15 protein-coding genes and 1 tRNA gene are annotated in these 15,129 nt (G+C 59.7%); 5 read left to right on the top strand and 11 right to left on the bottom strand.

Annotated features, from left to right (window positions below):
* Positions 1-32 precede the first annotated feature (32 nt).
* Positions 33-108: transfer RNA gene (locus tag RHSP_RS15635), tRNA-Lys, on the bottom strand.
* Positions 109-479: 371 nt separating this feature from the next.
* Between RHSP_RS15635 and RHSP_RS15630 the strand changes: the two genes are divergently transcribed.
* The 3 genes from RHSP_RS15630 to RHSP_RS15620 all read left to right on the top strand — a co-directional run bounded on the left by RHSP_RS15630 (position 480) and on the right by RHSP_RS15620 (position 1,902).
* Positions 480-731, top strand: a complete 252-nt coding sequence (locus RHSP_RS15630) for a GlsB/YeaQ/YmgE family stress response membrane protein (RefSeq protein ID WP_004118854.1) — start codon at positions 480-482, stop codon at positions 729-731.
* A 165-nt stretch (positions 732-896) separates the two neighbouring features.
* Positions 897-1,103 carry a hypothetical protein gene (locus RHSP_RS15625; RefSeq protein WP_037152268.1) on the top strand — a complete coding sequence of 69 codons (207 nt, stop codon included), beginning with the start codon at positions 897-899 and terminating at the stop codon, positions 1,101-1,103.
* Positions 1,104-1,287: 184 nt separating this feature from the next.
* Positions 1,288-1,902, top strand: coding sequence for a GntR family transcriptional regulator (locus tag RHSP_RS15620; RefSeq protein WP_004118853.1), 615 nt, complete (start codon positions 1,288-1,290; stop codon positions 1,900-1,902).
* 50 nt (positions 1,903-1,952) lie between these two features.
* Here RHSP_RS15620 and RHSP_RS15615 read toward each other — a convergent pair whose 3' ends face one another.
* From RHSP_RS15615 to cysG, 5 genes are all read right to left on the bottom strand, one after another.
* Complete coding sequence (locus tag RHSP_RS15615) at positions 1,953-2,765, bottom strand: ferredoxin--NADP reductase (protein WP_004118852.1); 813 nt, start codon at positions 2,763-2,765, stop codon at positions 1,953-1,955.
* 231 nt (positions 2,766-2,996) lie between these two features.
* Positions 2,997-3,509: a DUF934 domain-containing protein gene (locus RHSP_RS15610; protein WP_004118851.1), complete on the bottom strand. Its 513-nt coding sequence runs from the start codon at positions 3,507-3,509 to the stop codon at positions 2,997-2,999.
* A 12-nt stretch (positions 3,510-3,521) separates the two neighbouring features.
* Positions 3,522-5,198, bottom strand: coding sequence for a nitrite/sulfite reductase (locus RHSP_RS15605; protein WP_037152264.1), 1,677 nt, complete (start codon positions 5,196-5,198; stop codon positions 3,522-3,524).
* A gap of 17 nt (positions 5,199-5,215) precedes the next feature.
* Entirely contained in the window at positions 5,216-5,530 is a 315-nt protein-coding gene (locus RHSP_RS15600) for a DUF2849 domain-containing protein (RefSeq protein ID WP_037152261.1), read from the bottom strand.
* A gap of 3 nt (positions 5,531-5,533) precedes the next feature.
* Positions 5,534-6,976 carry a siroheme synthase CysG gene (gene cysG, locus RHSP_RS15595; RefSeq protein ID WP_004118849.1) on the bottom strand — a complete coding sequence of 481 codons (1,443 nt, stop codon included), beginning with the start codon at positions 6,974-6,976 and terminating at the stop codon, positions 5,534-5,536.
* A gap of 287 nt (positions 6,977-7,263) precedes the next feature.
* Between cysG and RHSP_RS15590 the strand changes: the two genes are divergently transcribed.
* Both RHSP_RS15590 and mazG read left to right on the top strand, forming a co-directional pair.
* The gene (locus tag RHSP_RS15590) at positions 7,264-7,851 is read left to right on the top strand and encodes a deaminase (protein WP_037152259.1); all 588 of its coding nucleotides are present in this window, start codon (positions 7,264-7,266) and stop codon (positions 7,849-7,851) included.
* Between the two features lie 23 nt (positions 7,852-7,874).
* Complete coding sequence (gene mazG / locus RHSP_RS15585; RefSeq protein WP_037152256.1) at positions 7,875-8,723, top strand: nucleoside triphosphate pyrophosphohydrolase; 849 nt, start codon at positions 7,875-7,877, stop codon at positions 8,721-8,723.
* A 67-nt stretch (positions 8,724-8,790) separates the two neighbouring features.
* On the opposite strand, the gene hflX is transcribed toward mazG, so the two are convergent.
* From hflX to RHSP_RS15560, 5 genes are all read right to left on the bottom strand, one after another.
* Positions 8,791-10,125: a GTPase HflX gene (gene hflX, locus RHSP_RS15580; protein WP_037152253.1), complete on the bottom strand. Its 1,335-nt coding sequence runs from the start codon at positions 10,123-10,125 to the stop codon at positions 8,791-8,793.
* Between the two features lie 78 nt (positions 10,126-10,203).
* Complete coding sequence (hfq, locus tag RHSP_RS15575; RefSeq protein ID WP_003539403.1) at positions 10,204-10,446, bottom strand: RNA chaperone Hfq; 243 nt, start codon at positions 10,444-10,446, stop codon at positions 10,204-10,206.
* 108 nt (positions 10,447-10,554) lie between these two features.
* Entirely contained in the window at positions 10,555-11,418 is an 864-nt protein-coding gene (locus RHSP_RS15570) for a D-amino-acid transaminase (RefSeq protein WP_037152250.1), read from the bottom strand.
* Positions 11,419-11,466: 48 nt separating this feature from the next.
* A complete protein-coding gene (gene ntrX, locus RHSP_RS15565) occupies positions 11,467-12,831 on the bottom strand; it encodes a nitrogen assimilation response regulator NtrX (protein WP_004118842.1) in 1,365 nt (454 codons plus the stop codon).
* Complete coding sequence (locus tag RHSP_RS15560) at positions 12,821-15,094, bottom strand: sensor histidine kinase NtrY-like (protein WP_037152247.1); 2,274 nt, start codon at positions 15,092-15,094, stop codon at positions 12,821-12,823. The genes ntrX and RHSP_RS15560 overlap by 11 nt, the downstream gene beginning before the upstream one ends.
* Positions 15,095-15,129: the final 35 nt, after the last annotated feature.

Below are 15,129 nucleotides of genomic sequence, written 5' to 3'. Positions count from 1 at the left end.
ACCTATGTCTCCGGGCTGGACACAGTATTCTATGGTGAGAGCGATGGGATTCGAACCCATGACCTACTGATTAAAAGTCAGTTGCTCTACCGACTGAGCTACGCTCTCCCTCTCCGCGGGCGTTTCCGCCCCGGCTGGAAGTGGGCGGAACATATGCAGACGCCCCATTGCGGTCAACCCATAAATTGAGGTTGCGGCCGCTCAATCGCGCTTTTTCCTCATCTCCAAATCCTCAAAACAACAGCCCTTGCTCCGAAACTTCCGGGACAGCGGGCTCTAGCCGGAAATTCTAGTCATGAGAAAAGCTGCGCGGGCGCCCACTCAGTTTCATACGGCCGGAACAACCGTAACAATTTCCCTCAATAATCGGGATTGCAACGAAGGGATTCGCTCGCACACCTCGCAATGATTTGGGGTGCGAATCGTTTTTAGTGTATATTGGCGCATATGAACAACCCGCCGAGTCTCAGGAGGACCTTATGGAAGTCGGTTGGATTGCAGCAATTATTATTGGTGGCCTTGCTGGCTGGTTCGCTGAAATGATCATGAAGAGCAATACCGGCATCTTCATGAACATTGTTCTAGGTATTGTCGGCGCAATCGTGGCAAGTTGGCTGTTCAGGCAAGTCGGCCTCACGCTGCCTTTCAACAGCGCCTTGATCAATTACTTGATCACTGGTTTTGTCGGCGCGTGCATTCTAATTTTCGTCGGTCGCTTGATCAGGCGCTAACGGCCGATCCAGGCGGAGCCGCCCACATTGGGAAAGAGGGAAAGGGAAGACGGAATGTCTTCCCTTTTTTGTTGTATTCCGTTGCCGCAACGCGCGCCAAGGCCTTTCCGACATCATCCGCGACCCTATCTATAAAGATAGGGAGCCGAAGAGGAGGTTGGAAGCATGACGGAAAACACCAATCGGATGCCAACGCGCAAGGTCGTTCGCGGTCGCCCTTACAGCATCGCCGAATTTGCGCGAAAATACCGCCTGGACGACGAGGAAGCGAAACGACTGTTCTATAAATTCGGCCCGTCGGCCACGGAGCTGGACCTGTTGATGGCTGCCAAGCGCAAGCCACCACAGCAGTCTTCCAGCATCGAGCTCTAAGCGCGAGACTATCTGCATCAGTTGCGAAATGACGGGTGCAGGCCACCTTCCCGTCTGGTCGGGCAAGCCCGCTAAGCCGAGGCAATTTTCGGCGGCAAGCGCTTATTGTGATATATCACATGCAGTTGCCTTCGACAACGCGAGGTGACACTGTGCGCCAAATCAGCCGGGTCGGACATGTTGCATGCAGAATTCGCTTAGCCATCTCGCTTATCTGGCGCTTGAGCATCAGATCGTGACGCTTACCCTTGAGCCTGGCGCGCTCGTTACCGAAAAGCAGCTGATCGAGTTGGCCGGCCAAGGGCGAACTCCCGTACGCGAGGCGATCCAGAAGCTTGCCTGGCAGGGACTGATCTATGTGCGGCCGCGCGTAGGTCTGCAGATCGCGGAGATTCGCCCCGACGATCATCGGCATGTCATGCAGGTGAGACGAGAGCTGGAACCCATCGCGGCCGCACTCGCTGCCGTTCATGCCGACGAGCGGCAACGGGACCAGTTGCAGCAATGCGCGCGCGTAATGGCCGACTGCGCGGTAACGGGCGACCTGCCCGGCTTCTTTGCCGCCGACAAGACATTCGACGAGATCCTGGAAGACGCCTGCCCCAACAACTTCATCACCTCGGCTCTCGGGCCGGTGCAAACGCATGCGCGCCGGCTATGGTATTCCACTGGAGCCGCTGAGCGCATGGATCGCGCGATAGCGATGCACATTCGGGCTATCGGAGCCATTCGTGAGGGCGATGCCAGCAATGCTCGCGTTGCCATGGCGTCGCTGATCGACCACCTGAGCGAGCTATGAAAAAGGCGGCCTCGTTGCCGAGACCGCCTTTTTCACCGATGCCGATCGGACTAGCCGACAAAGGCGCGTTCGATGACGAATTCGGCCGGTTTGCTGTTCGCACCTTCGGTGAGACCGGCCTTTTCGAGCAGATCCTTCGTGTCCTTCAGCATCGCCGAGGAGCCGCAGATCATGCCGCGGTCGGTGGCGATATCGAGGGCGGGTACGCCAAGATCGCTGAAGAGCTTGCCGTTCTCGATGAGATCGGTAATGCGGCCGGTAAAGGGGAAATCCTCGCGGGTGACGGTTGCGTAATGACGCAGCTTGTCGCCGACGACTTCGCTCAGGAGTTCGTCGTTGCGGATCTCTTCGACAAGGTCAAAACCGTATTTCAGCTCGGCGACATCGCGCGTCGTATGGGTGAGAATGACTTCCTCGAACTTCTCATAGGTCTCGGGATCGCGGATCAGGCTCGCAAAAGGTGCAATGCCGGTGCCGGTCGAGAACATGTAGAGACGCCTGCCCGGCGTCAGCGCATCGAGGACCAGCGTGCCCGTCGGCTTCTTGCGCATCAGCACTTCATCGCCCGGCTTGATGTTCTGCAGGTGCGATGTCAGCGGGCCGTCCGACACCTTGATCGAAAAGAACTCGAGCTCGTCCGCCCAGGCAGGGCTTGCGATCGAATAGGCGCGATAAAGCGGCTTGCCGTCGACCATCAGGCCGATCATGGCAAACTCGCCGGAGCGGAACCGGAAGCCTTGCGGCCTCGTCATCGTGAAGCGAAAGAGCCGGTCGGTATAATGCGTGACGCTCAGCACCTTCTCGGCGAAAACGCCGGCTGGGACTGCTGAAGCAAATTCATCTGATTTGGCGGGGGCGTTCATTCTGTCTCGGATCCCGTATTAATCTTGCACGTCTTTCCTGGCAGGCTCATTTCGCGATGCTGATATTATAATATAGCCGGTTTTGGAAGGCATTCCATTCCATCCGGCGGCATGAGACTGAAATACGTATACTTCAGTCAAGATTCCAGATCGCCGACATTACATTTATCGAGAGGCCCAAATACGGCAATCCGACACTGTCAAATCGCCGCAATCCCAAGCCTGCAGAAATCAAGCCGACTTTGCCGGCAGCCGTCGCCAGCTATAGGCCTGCCCGGCTTCGGCAGGCCGCGCGGTTGGCTGATAATAGTGCGGAATACCTGGTAGCCGATTTTCCGACAGCCGCTTCAATGCCGTTTCATTGGTGACCGCGAAACTGTCGATGCCGACGCGCAGCATCAACGGAATCTGATCGATCAGCACATCCCCGACGGCCCGCAACTCGCTCGTATAACCGAGGCGCTGGCGGAGCAGCGAAGCATGGCTGAAGGCACGGCCGTCGTTGAAGGCCGGAAACGCAACCGCAACGATCGCAAGGCGATCAAGGTAAGGCTGAAGCTTGGTAACATCGTCTGCCGGCTTTATGACGACACCAAGGCCAAGCTCGTTGCTGTCTTCCGCCTTTGCGATCAGGGCATCGAGGCCAAGCAACGGCTTTTGCGTTTCCGTCACCTTCACCTCATCCGTCTCGATCATCCATGGATCGTTTTCGACAAAACCGATTTCCCGCCAAATCTTCGTCATGCTCATTTCCCCTTACGCCGCTTCTGCTGCCGAAGACGAGCCATAGAGCGCTTCCTTGAAAGGCTGCGGTCCGACACGGCGGTAGGCATCGAGGAAAATCTCGGAGGGATCCAGACGCAAGCCGAGGTAAGTATCGACGATGGTCTCGATGGCATCGGTGACCTTATCAGGCTCGAAACCGCGGCCGATGATCTCGCCGATCGAGGTATGCTCATCGCCTGAACCGCCGAGCGTGATCTGATAGAGCTCGGCGCCCTTCTTCTCCACGCCCAGCAAACCAATATGGCCGACATGGTGGTGACCGCAGGCGTTGATGCAGCCTGAGATCTTGATCTTCAGCTCGCCGATTTCAGCCTGACGCTCGGGCGAACCGAAGCGCGTGGAAATCTCCTGCGCAACCGGAATCGAGCGCGCATTGGCAAGGGCGCAATAATCGAGGCCAGGACAGGCAATGATATCGGTGATCAGGCCGGCGTTCGCCGTTTCGAGGCCAATGGCAACTAGGCCGCGATAAACCGCTTCGAGATCGGCGAGCGCCACATGCGGCAGGATGAGGTTCTGCTCGTGGCTCACGCGGATTTCATCGAAGGCATATTCCTCAGCGATGTCGGCCACGGCATCCATCTGCACATCGGTAGCGTCGCCCGGAATGCCGCCGATCGGCTTCAGCGAAATCGTGACCATGCCGTAGTCGGGGTTCTTGTGCGGCTGCACATTCTGCCGCACCCAGCGCGCGAAGGCCGGATCGGCCTTTTTCCAGCGCGCAAGGCTTTCCCAGCCCTCGGCCCGCTCTGGCAGCGCCGGCGGCGCAAAATAGGCAGAAATCGCCTGAACGTCGGCTTCCGGCAGCTTCAGCTCGGTGTCCTTGAGCTTGTCGAACTCGACTTCGACCTGACGCGCCAGTTCCTCGGCACCGATTTCATGAACCAGGATCTTGATACGCGCCTTGTACTTGTTGTCCCGGCGGCCATGCAGATTGTAAACGCGCATGATCGCGGTCGTGTAGGAGAGAAGATCTTCTTCCGGCAGGAAATCGCGGATCAGCTTGGCAACCAGCGGCGTACGGCCCTGCCCGCCCCCGACGTAAACGGCAAAGCCGATCTCGCCTTTGTCGTTCTTTTTCAGATGCAGGCCGATGTCATGCACCTGGATCGCGGCGCGGTCGCGCTCGGCGCCGGTGACGGCGATCTTGAATTTGCGCGGCAGGAACGAGAACTCCGGATGGACCGATGACCATTGCCGCAGAATTTCGGCATAGGGTCTGGGATCGGCGACTTCGTCGGCCGCAGCGCCGGCGAAGTGATCGGCAGTCACGTTGCGAATGCAGTTGCCCGAGGTCTGGATCGCATGCATCTCTACGGAAGCAAGGTCAGCCAGCGCGTCAGGCATCTCGGACAGCTTCGGCCAGTTGAACTGCAGGTTCTGGCGCGTCGTGAAGTGGCCATAACCGCGGTCATAGGTGCGGGCGACGTGCGCGAGCATGCGCATCTGGCGCGAGCTCAGCGTGCCATAGGGAATGGCGATGCGCAGCATATAGGCATGCAGCTGCAGATAAACGCCGTTCATCAGGCGCAGCGGCTTGAAGGCATCTTCCGAAAGCTCACCCGAGAGGCGTCGCTCCACCTGATCGCGGAACTGTGCGACACGTTCCGCAACAAAGGCGTGGTCGAATTCGTCGTAACGATACATGATTTCCTCGGGACTTCTCAGACTGCAATGAATTCGGGATCGGCCGCGGCGTAACCCGGTGCATATTCCATCGTGGGGCCTTCGGCACGAATACGCTCGCGCAGGCGCAACGGCCAGAGCTTGCCATCGGTTTCGCGAACGTCGATCAGGTTGACATCGACGACCTTGTTGTCGGCATAGGCCTGCTTGCCGATCGCTTCCAACGAAGCCTCGGCTTCGGCATGACGCGCAACCAGGGCGTCCTGCAGCGATGTCGCCCACTCACCGTTCGCGTTCAGCCAAACGGCGACGCCATCGGTAAGCCGGTTTGCGGTCAGAACCTTGTCGACCATCAATCAGCTCCTTGCATAGTCTTGAGCAACGGTCTCTCGACGGACCAGCGGCTCGGATTGTTCGAAATTCGCACCGGCGACGGCATCGCCGATGATGACCATGACCGGCCCGCTCAATTCATCATGATGCTCGAGGTCAGGCAGGTCCCGCAATATACCGTGCATCAGGCGACGGTCGCGACGGCTGGCATTCTCGATGATGGCAACGGTTGTCTCGGGCGGCAGGCCGGCTTGCATCAGCCGACCGGCGACGGAAGCAGCAACCGTACGCCCCATATAGACGGCGATCGTCGCACCGGATACGGCAAGGCTCGCCCAATCCGGCAGCACATCGCCGGTCAGATCATGCCCCGTCGTGAAGACCAGCGACGAAGCGACGCCGCGCAGCGTCAGCGGCAATTCGAAGTCGGCGGCAGCGGCGAAAGCGGATGTGATGCCGGGAACGATCTCATAGCCAATACCGGCGGCACGCAGAGCTGCCATTTCCTCGCCCGCGCGCCCATAGACCAGCGGATCACCCGACTTCAGCCGTACGACACGCTTGCCTTCACGGCCGAGCTGAACCAGCAGATCGTTGATCTCTTCCTGCGACTTGCTATGGCATCCCTTGCGCTTGCCGACTGACAGGCGCTCGGCATCGCGCCGCCCCATATCGACGATCGCCTGCGGCACCAGGGCGTCATACACGATGACATCGGCTTCCATCATCACACGGTGCGCGCGCAACGTCAGCAAATCTTCAGCGCCCGGACCGGCGCCCACAAGCCATACCCGGCCTTCGACTTCGCGTGCCGATCGCAACAGCTCATCAGCCGCCTGCTGCGCTTGAGGCAGATAGCCGGCGTTGACGGCGTCAGCAACCGGCCCGGAAAAGAAGCGACGCCAGAAGACACGGCGCGCGACACCGCGCGGCACGAGATGCTCGACCGGCCTGCGGAAGCGCGTCGCCAAATCCGCCAGCTTGCCGAGCGAAGGCGACAGCATTTGGTCGATCTGCGCACGGATCATCTGCGCCAGTACGGGACCCGCACCCTCGGTGCCGATGGCAACGGCCACAGGGGCGCGATTGACGAGAGCCGGCGTATAGAAATCGCAATAATCGGGCTGATCGACAGCGTTTGCTGGAATTCGCTCCGTGCGGGCCGCATCGACAATCCGCCGATCCGTCTCGGCGTCGCCGGTGGCGGCGAAGACAAGCGTCGCACCCTGGACCTGGGCGACTGAGAAATCACCCCGCACCATCTCGATACGATTGGCGATAAGGAATGCATGATAGTCAGCCTCGGGCGCCTGTACGTAAGCAACGATTTTCGCCTGCGTGTTCATCAGCAATCGCGCTTTGGCGAAGGCTTCGTCGCCATCGCCAAAAACGGCCGCAATCCTTCCGTCGATACGGAAGAAGGCGGGAAATACCGAAAGCTGTTCAGTCCTGGGAGGCATCGTCATTCCAGTTCAAGATGCACCGAATATCGCCGTAGCGGTCAACAGATTGAAGAAACAGAAATTCTAATGCTTCGATGAGTCCGTATTCTTTTGCTCGACATGGCAGGGATTTGAGCAAAACTCACCAGACGAGCAGATTAGGTTAAATACAGGAAATCTATAGACTTTTATCATTGACTTACAGCTGCCGCAATTTTATTGCCTGTGACAAACTTGGTCCATACGTCATTTGCGCATTCCGCCGCATTGGCAATCCCGGTAGACTGGCGCCAAATCTTCGGAGCAAATCCTTGTCTGACAATACCATCGCAGCCCGCCTTCTCGATGTCGTGGAGCACGACATCCTGCCGCTGACCCGCAAGGGCGTAGCGGCCGGCAACAAGGTTTTCGGTGCTGCCATTTTGCGCAAATCCGACCTTTCGCTCGTTATCGCCGAGACGAACAACGAGCTGGAAAATCCGCTCTGGCACGGGGAAGTGCATGCGCTGAAGCGCTTCTACGAACTGGGAGAGAAGCCGGCGACCAAGGATCTGATCTTCCTGTCGACCCACGAACCCTGCACCATGTGCATGTCGGCCATCACCTGGGCCGGTTTCGACAATTTCTACTATTTCTTCAGCCACGAAGATTCTCGGGACGCCTTCGCCATTCCGCACGATCTCAAGATCCTGAAGGAAGTTTTCGGCCTGGAGCCGGGCGGCTACAAGAGGCAGAATGCGTTCTGGAACAGCTTTGCCATCTCCGATCTTGTGGTGACGGAAGCGGAGCCGCGCAAAGGCGTGCTGAAGGAGCAGACGGCGCGCATCAAGGCAGCCTATGCCGGACTGTCCGACAGCTACCAGGCGTCGAAGAGCGACAACGACATCCCCCTGAATTGAGTTCAGCAAGACCCGAGGCAACGATGGAAGCATCGCGAGACATTTCCGGCCTGATCGACATCATGGCGGCGCTGCGAAACCCCGAGAGCGGCTGCCCCTGGGATATCGTCCAGACCTTCGAAACCATCAAGCCCTATACGATCGAAGAGGCCTATGAGGTCGCGGACGCGATCGAGCGCAAGGATACGGACGATCTTTGCGACGAGCTCGGCGATCTCCTGCTTCAGGTCGTGTTCCATGCGCGGATCGCCGAGGAGGCCGGAGCCTTTTCCTTCGGCGACGTCGTGCATGCCATCACCCGCAAGATGATCCGCCGTCATCCGCATGTCTTTGCGGTCTCGGACGCCAAGACCGAGGATGCGGTGACGCTGCAATGGGATCGGATCAAGGCCGAAGAGAAGCGCGAGCGGGCCGAACGCCGGCACAAGAGCGGCATTGTCGAAGATTTCAAGGCCGGCTACCTGGGCTCGGTGCAGCGGAGTTTCCCTGCCCTGACGGAAGCATTGAAGCTTCAAGAGCGGGCCGCCAAAGTCGGCTTCGACTGGTCTGCACCGGAGCCGATCCTCGACAAGATCGAAGAGGAGATCGGCGAATTGCGGGCAGCGCTTGCAAGCGGCGATAAGGCCAAGGTCAGCGACGAACTCGGCGACCTGATCTTTGCCGTCGTCAATATCGGTCGTCATGTGAATACCGATCCTGAGCAGGCCCTGCGCGGCACGAACACGAAGTTCCGCCGCCGCTTCCATCACATCGAGACGACGCTCGAAGCTGAAGGCGAGACACTCGAGGGCGCCTCGCTGGAGCGGATGGAGGAGATCTGGCAGTCGGCCAAGGCTATCGAACGGCAGCTGACGGGCGTCAGGACGGCGTAAAGCCGCTTAGAGCTTTTCTTCTCGCATTCCGGACGGAAAACCGCTGCGCACTTTTCCTGGAAGTGATTTATTCCCAGTCCTCGCGCTGCGGCTTCGGGCCATTGCCCATACGCCGTTCCAGTTCACTCGCCTCGGTCTCCGTCAGGCGGACATCGAGCGTAACCGTGCCGTCCTCATTGTCCTCGCGGTTATCGACGATGGCGTGATTGTAGAGCCAGGGCAGCAGCGCCAGCTTTTCCACCGGCAGCGTGATCGTCGTTTCCGTCAGCACGCCGGAAAGGCGTCGGCTGATTTCCCCCATCAGGCGATCGACGCCCTCGCCGCTTATGGCCGAAACGGCAATGACGTTCTCAGCCGTCGACGCCTTCTGCACGATGGCGTCGTGCGCCTCCGGCTCCAGACGGTCGATCTTGTTCCAGACCTCGAGAATGCGCTCAGCGCCTTCGGCTTCGCCGATGCCGAGATCGCCGAGAATGCGCATGACATCGGCGCTCTGGGCCTGATTGTCATCATCCGAGAGATCGCGCACATGCAGGATGAGGTCGGCTTCCAGAACCTCTTCCAATGTCGCACGAAACGCCGCCACAAGGTGAGTCGGAAGGTCGGAAATGAAGCCGACGGTATCGGAGAGAATGACGGTGCGGCCATGCGGCAGCTTCATGCGGCGCAGCGTCGGGTCGAGCGTTGCAAACAGCATGTCTTCAGCGAGAACGCCGGCGCCGGTGATACGGTTGAACAGCGTCGACTTGCCGGCATTGGTATAGCCAACCAGAGCCACGATCGGATGCGGCACCTTGCGGCGCTTGGCGCGATGCAGCTGACGAGTTCGGACAACCTGCTCCAGCTCGCGCTCCAGCCGGATGATCCGCTCCTGCAGCATGCGCCGGTCGGCTTCGATCTGCGTTTCACCGGGGCCGCCCATGAAGCCTGCACCGCCGCGCTGGCGTTCAAGGTGGGTCCAGCTGCGAACCAGGCGGCCCTTCTGATAGTTCAGATGCGCAAGCTCGACCTGCAGCGTACCTTCCTTGGTGGAGGCGCGGCGGCCGAAGATTTCAAGGATGAGGCCGGTGCGGTCGATGACCTTGGCGTTCCACGCCTTCTCGAGATTGCGCTGCTGCACCGGCGTCAAAGGATGATCGACGATGACGAGGCCGGCATTGAACTCGTCGAGCAGTGCGAGGATTTCCTCGATTTTGCCGGTTCCAAGCAGCGTTGCCGGGCGCGGATCGTTGATCGGCACGATAGAACCGTTGACGACATCGAGATCGATGGCGAGCGCAAGCCCCTTGGCCTCTTCCAGCCTGCTTTCCGGCGGGCGCGAAACGGAGATGGCGCTGTCCGCTTGGGCGGAACGCGCCGAGCGCCCCTGCTTCAAAACAGGGACGACTACGACAGCGCGCATGTCATCCCGGTGCTTTACGGACTCCGGAATGAGGGAATCGTTTTTGGTATCGCGTGTCGTGATAGTAGCAAGTCCCAGTTAGGATGCGGCTTCTTCGCTCTCGAACATCTGCATCGGCTGACCCGGCATGATCGTCGAAATCGCGTGCTTGTAAACCAGCTGCGAATGGCCGTCGCGGCGGAGCAGAACGCAGAAATTGTCGAACGAGGTCACGACACCTGTGAGCTTCACGCCGTTGATCAAGAAAATTGTCAATGAAATCTTTTGCTTGCGAACAGTATTGAGAAACAAGTCCTGCAAGTTCTGAGAACGTTCCGCCATCGCGCCGCTTCTTTCTTTTTTGCCGACCTAAGCCGGTGAAATATCATAATATACAGAGGTCCCGAACAGGAGATACCCTCATTCTCTCCTACCCAGCGCATGTTGGTATCAAATCGCAGTCTTTTCCGCAACGTCGAAAAAGGCTTCGCGAATTTTCTGTGACATGCCGCCCGGATGGCCGTTGGCGATGGTTTCGCCATCGATGGAAACAACCGGAAAACATATGCTTGTCGCAGCCGTAATGAACACTTCACGCGCCTCCATCATCTCCTCGACCGAGAAGAATCGCTCGACGATCGTCACACCGAGTTTGGCTGCAACGTCCATCAGGGTCGTGCGGGTGATGCCCCGCAGAATGCCGTGTTCGGCTGGACGGGTAACGAGATTTCCGTCGTGATCGACGATCCAGACGTTCGTGGCCGCCCCTTCCTTCACCATGCCGTTGTGGTCGATATAGATCGCTTCCTGCGCACCGGCCTCCTTAGCCTGCTGGCGGGCCATGGCATTTGAAAGCAAGCCGACTGACTTGATATCGACCCGATCCCAGCGGTTGTCACGGACTGTGATCGCCTTGATGCCATTGGCATTCTTCTTGGCGATAACGGATTGGTCTGTGCTCTTGGCGGTAACGACGATCGAGGATGGCGTACCGGTCGGCGGGAAGACGTGGTCGCGCCGGGCGACGCCGCGCGTCACCTGCAGGTAGAACAAGCCGTTGCGGACATGATTGCGTCGCAGCGTCTCGCGAATCACAAGGATCAGTGCCGAGCGCGTCATCGGCCAGGCGATACGCAGTTCGCTCAGCGAGCGGTTGAGGCGATCGAGATGGCGCGTCAGGTCGACGATCACGCCATGACGAACCTCGCAAACCTCATAGACGCCATCGGCGAACTGATAGCCGCGATCCTCGATATGCACGGCGGCATCGCTGTGGTTCACGTAGCGACCATTCACATAAGCTATTCTCGGCATGGAATCCCCTGATCAGAACTCTGTAATTTCGAATTGCCGGGTAGCCGCTCAGACGCCGAGCGACTTCAGCTTGCGATGCAGCGCCGAACGCTCCATGCCGACGAACTCCGCCGTGCGCGAGATATTGCCGCCGAAGCGATTGATCTGGGCGATGAGATAATCACGCTCGAACATTTCGCGTGCTTCGCGCAGCGGCAACGTCATGATGTGATAGTCATTCTTGGCGGAGACCTTCGGTAGCATGTCACCAAGATCGGTCGGCAGCATTTCGGCCGTGATCGGCGTATCCGCGCCGTCCGAGCGCGCCAGGATCATCAGCCGTTCGATATTGTTGCGCAGCTGGCGGATGTTGCCCGGCCAGTCATGCGCCTGCAGCACCGCCATGGCATCATCGCCGATCCGGCGCGGACGAATACCGGCCTGTTCGGAAATCTGCCGCATGAGCTGATCGACGAGGAAAGGAATGTCTTCCCGCCGCTCGGCAAGCGCCGGAACACGAACCGGAACGACGGCGAGGCGATGATAGAGATCTTCGCGGAACAGGCCTTCGGCGATGTGGCTTTCAAGATTATAGGCCGTGGACGAGATGATGCGCACGTCCACCTTCACCCGCTTCGAACCGCCGACGCGCTCGAACTGCTGATCGACCAGCACGCGCAGGATTTTGTTCTGCGTCTCGCGCGGCATTTCGCCGACCTCGTCGAGGTAGAGGATGCCGCGATGGGCCTCTTCCAGAGCGCCGATCTTGCGCGCCTGGCCTGGCGAACCCTCGGTGCCGAACAGCGCGATTTCCATACGCTCGGGCGTAATCGTCGCTGCATTCAGCGCCACGAACGGACCGTTGGCGCGGGTCGACTTCTTGTGCATCATCCGGGCCACAAGTTCCTTGCCGGAACCGGAAGGACCGAAGATCATGACGCGGCTGTTGGTCGGGGAGACCTTGTCGATCGTCTGGCGCAGCTGCGAAACGGCAACCGAGGTGCCGATCAGCTCCACGGCATCGCCGGTGCGGCGCTTCAGCTCGGAGACCTCGCGCTTCAGCTTGGAATTCTCCAGCGCGCGCTCGGCAATCAAGATCAGGCGATCGGCCTTGAACGGCTTTTCGATGAAGTCGAAGGCGCCGCGCTTGATGGCGGAAACCGCCGTCTCGATATTGCCGTGACCGGAGATCATGACCACGGGCAACTCGGGATGGCGTGCCTTGATTTCGTCGAGCAATGCGAGGCCGTCGAGCTTGCTGCCCTGCATCCAGATATCGAGGAAGATCAGACGCGGCGCTCGATCGGAAATTGCGGCGAGCGCACTGTCGCTGTCATGCGCCGTGCGGGTTTCGTGCCCCTCATCCGAGAGAATTCCCGAAACGATTTCGCGAATATCTTCCTCGTCGTCGACTACGAGAATATCAGATGCCATAGACGCTTTCCTTGTCACTTGCTGGCTGGGCGACGGCGGCTTGCTCACGGCGCGGCAAATGCACGCGGATCATGGCCCCCCTGCCCTGGTCGAATTCTGCGGGAGCGTCGTGAAGTTCGAGCTGCCCGCCGTGGTCTTCAATGATCTTCTTGACGATGGCGAGTCCGAGGCCGGTGCCCTTCTCGCGCATCGTCATGTAGGGTTCGAGAATGCTGTGCCGGTTCTCCACCGGAAGGCCGCGGCCGTTGTCGATGACATCGACGGTGAAACGATCGCGTTCCGGATCCAGAGATGCTCGCACGAGGACTTGCGGCTGCTCGCGCGCCTGATCGCTCGGCACGCCTTCGATCGCTTCGACGGCGTTCTTGATCAGATTGCCGAATGCCTGCCCAAGCATTCGCGTATCGAACATGCCTTCCAGCCGTTCATCGCCCAGCTCACGTTGGAACTTCACGTGATTGTTGCCCATCTCGCGCAGGAACACGGCATCCCGCAGAATGTCGCGCAAATCGCTCGGCTCCATGGTCGGCTTCGGCATGCGGGCAAAGGACGAGAATTCGTCGACCATGCGGCCGATATCGCCCACCTGCCGGATGATGGTGTCCGTGCACTGGTCGAAAACTGGACGGTCAGCCTCGGCGATGTTCTTGCCGAAACGGCGGCGGATACGCTCGGCCGACAGCTGGATCGGCGTCAGCGGGTTCTTGATTTCATGGGCGATGCGACGCGCGACGTCGGCCCAGGCGGTCGAGCGCTGCGCGATGACCAGATCGGTGATGTCGTCGAGGGTGATCACATAGGATTCGTTGCTATCGCGCGTTTCCTCACGCGTTACCTGGACGCTGAGCGTGCGCACGGTTCCGCCGCGAACGAGGCTGATCTGCTTGCGGAAATCATTGCGATGACGTGTCGTAGCTTCCGTCACCACCTGTTCGACTTCGGGGGCGATCTCAGCCAGATTCTTGCCGATCAGCTCGTCGCTTTTCAGCGCCAGCAGATCTTCGGCCGACGTGTTGACGATGGTGATGCGCCGATCGTGCTCGACGCCGATCACAGCCGCCGTCACGCCCGACAGCACCGCCTCGATGAAGCGGCGGCGGTCGTCGACCTCGTCCTTCGCCTCCAGGATTTCATCGCGCTGGGTGCGGATTTCCGAGATCATCTTGTTGAAGGTGCGCGAGAGGCTGCCGACGTCACCGTCTGCGGAGCGCACCGGCACCAGTACATTCATATTGCCCGAGGCCACATTGTCGGCAGCGCTGATAAGGAGGCGGATCGGCCGCACGATACGGTCGGCAATGGCGATCGCGGTCCAGATTGCGGCCAGCAGCACGATGAGCGCAAAGCCGATGTAGAGCACGGCGAAGGCGATCTGGAGCGACATGCGCCCCTCTTCCATCGCCTTGTATTCGGCGGTGTTGTCCTCGACCATCCGCATGGCGTTCATGACCCGCGGGTCGACGGCACGCACCGTGTAGAGGAACGAGCCCGGGATTTCATCCAGCTTGATGACCGCGCCGACGAGGTTGGTCACACCGGGTGGAATGAGCGTCGGCTGACCATTGGCCGACGAGTCGAGTGCGTCCTTCGGAATGGCCGGCAGCGGCCGCTCGGTCTTGATTTCCGCCTGGACGATGGCGCTGCCGTCGCGGCGCACGAGGAAAGCGCCGAGCAAGCCGCGCCCCCGGGCCTGGCGGGTCATCAAATCGGCAAAGCCGGTACGATCCAGACTGTAAAGCGAACGATTGCGCTCCAGATCGTTCGCCATCGAAACCGTCTGGCCCTGCAGATAGCTCGCATTTTCCATCAGATAGGCCTGCGCGACATTCTGCGAGGAGCTGATGATCTGCTGCGTGCGCACGCCGAACCAGCGGTCGAGGCCCACATTCAGCGTCAAGCTCGCAACGATGGCGACCAGAATTGCCGGCGTGATCGCCACGATCGAAAAGAGGGCGACGATGCGGATATGCAGACGTGCTGCCGCCCTGCCGCGGCTGCGCGCCTTCATCAGCCGGGCGACTTCCCGCGCGATCAGCGCGATCAATCCCAGCACGAACAAGCCGTTGATGACGACCGAGGTGAAAACGACCGAGGACGTGGGGGCGACGGGCGTCAGCCCGAGAAGCATCAGCAGCGTGGCGATTGCGCACAGCAACGCGCCGCCGGCCAAGACGAGGCCAGGCAGCGCAAAGGAAGCACGACGGTCTGTCACCTTGACAACCGCCTCGTCGCTCGCCGCCGGCGACACTGCGTCCTTGGTCATTTCAATCATCTCCACGCCCGAACGACAGTCGGCGC

This window comes from Rhizobium freirei PRF 81 (assembly GCF_000359745.1).
GTDB classification, from domain to species: domain Bacteria; phylum Pseudomonadota; class Alphaproteobacteria; order Rhizobiales; family Rhizobiaceae; genus Rhizobium; species Rhizobium freirei.
Note: the sequence above shows the minus strand (reverse complement) of the source record. Positions and strands in the feature narration are given on the sequence as shown.